We start from the raw sequence: 1981 nt of genomic DNA on the forward strand, positions 1-1981 counted from the left end.
AAGTCGCTTGGTATTAGTAAAACAGAATACGAAAAAGTAAGAAAAGAAGTAAATAAGCGATTGTGATAACAAAAAAGGCTAGAGTTTTTCACACTCTAGCCTTTTTTGTTTTTAGTAAGTATAGGCCCAGCAATTGGGGGCTTTAATACTACGAATTCATGTTATGATGGTTAATATTTTTTTGTGTTATCATTCTCCCTTGTGCATCTCTGTAGACATCAATTAGACCTAATTTGTTAACCTTTAATAATAATTCTTCCGTTCTTTTTTGAGATTCGTGAAGGTTTTTTTTCCTTTTATCCAGTAAACTCATTTCTACTTCTTTAGTTAACATCGACTAAATCACCCTCTCGAATTTTTTGTATATTAATTGTATCATAAAAATGAGCAAGCGCACACATGTCAGCGTAAAATTTAACGGTTCTTTCATCTTCTTGGGTGAAGCCATTTTCTTCTTCACTTTGAATGTTCAAAACCCCCACTACATCATCACCTATCATTATAGGGACTCCTAAAATTGATCCGTATTCATGTTTTGGTTTGTGCTTACCTTTAAAGAATTCGCTGGTAGATATGTTGTTAATTAAAATCGTATCTTTACAGCTCCAAACGTGACCTGCAAATCCCTCGTTCTCTTCAAATTTTCGATTTCTCGATGACCAAAATTCTATCCGATTATATGCGTACATTTCCAATTTATAACCATCTTTTATAAAATAAACAGATGACGACTTATCTGATCGGTCCTTTTCCAAAACCGTTACACATTCATCTAGAACGTTGTTGCAAAACTCCCATTTCCATTCTGGTTTATCTTCAGCAAGTAATTGTAATAACGAGCGCACTAGCCGGCTAGCGTTTTTGTGATGGCGGATATATATATCATTAATATAAGCCTCGAATTCAAGTTCCTGATTTTTCTTCTTCACTTCTTCAATAGATGAGTCTAAAGTTGACTTGAGACTTACAATGTACCTCTCATGTTCTTCAACCTTTTGAATTAGTTTTTTATCAAGTGACTTAAAACTGTCTTCAAAATGTTTATCATATAAAAAGTTATTTAAATTAATTGTAATTAATGGTATAGGTTGTGGAGATGTTCTTATGTATCTAGAATATACCATAGTCGCTGATGTAATACCTACAATGGCAGTTATAAGTAAAGCTGTATCCCATACTGTTATATCCTTTTTTGTTATATTTTCATAAATTATTTGACCAATCGATGCTAGCGAAAAAATAATGAATATCGAAACTATTGATGATAATACATAAGACCAAAACGTTTTAGAACCTAGTGACAATTTTATCTACCCCCTTGACTATATTATATATTTAAGTATAAATATACCTCTATAAATATAACATTTTCTATCAAATATCAACAATTTACATACAGTCAAATATGAGTTACTTTTTAATTTCCATATTTTCCACAGTATACACGTTCGTATTTTGTGCTATAATAAGAACAAACGTTCAGAACAAAAGTTCTTATTTGGAGGATTGAATATGGAAATCAGAGATAGAGGAACAATGAAATGGACTTCTTTAATGCTGCCAGAACAAGTTGAATTGCTTAGAAAAATGAGGGAAGAAAGAGATAGAAAAGAAAAACCAATCTTAGATGAGCAACAAATTGAAGAAAACGGGTTCCAACTTATGATGGCGCATAAAGATAACCTTTACGTTGAGATAAAGCACTACAAAGATTATGATTTTCATTTTTATCAAGGCTACATTGACCGCATAAATTATCAAGACAAGTACATTAATGCGGTCGAAAAGCTAGGCGATAATGATTTCATAAGAATTAAATTTGATGACATATTAGATGTTTCTATATTATAGAAGGAAAATCACACCTCTTTGTCGTATTTATATGGCAAGGAGGTTTTAATTTGAGTAAAAAGAGTTTCAAAATAACAATTCCATTTATCGATGAAGACGACGAAAGATTTATTGATGCTTTGGATTTGCA

3 protein-coding genes are annotated in these 1981 nt (G+C 31.5%); 1 reads left to right on the forward strand and 2 read right to left on the reverse strand.

Annotation, left to right across the window (positions count from 1 at the left end; genetic code table 11):
- Window positions 1-148 precede the first annotated feature (148 nt).
- Both KI343_RS19735 and KI343_RS19740 read right to left on the reverse strand, forming a co-directional pair.
- Complete coding sequence (locus tag KI343_RS19735) at window positions 149-334, reverse strand: hypothetical protein (RefSeq protein ID WP_212928113.1); 186 nt, start codon at window positions 332-334, stop codon at window positions 149-151.
- Window positions 324-1304, reverse strand: coding sequence for a GAF domain-containing protein (locus KI343_RS19740; RefSeq protein WP_212928114.1), 981 nt, complete (start codon window positions 1302-1304; stop codon window positions 324-326). Before KI343_RS19740 ends, KI343_RS19735 begins: the two co-directional genes overlap by 11 nt.
- Window positions 1305-1512: 208 nt before the next feature.
- On the opposite strand from KI343_RS19740, the gene KI343_RS19745 reads away from it, so the two are divergent.
- Window positions 1513-1851, forward strand: coding sequence for a YolD-like family protein (locus tag KI343_RS19745; RefSeq protein ID WP_212928115.1), 339 nt, complete (start codon window positions 1513-1515; stop codon window positions 1849-1851).
- Window positions 1852-1981: the final 130 nt, after the last annotated feature.

This window comes from Oceanobacillus sp. J11TS1, assembly GCF_018333215.1.
Lineage (GTDB): Bacteria > Bacillota > Bacilli > Bacillales > Amphibacillaceae > Oceanobacillus.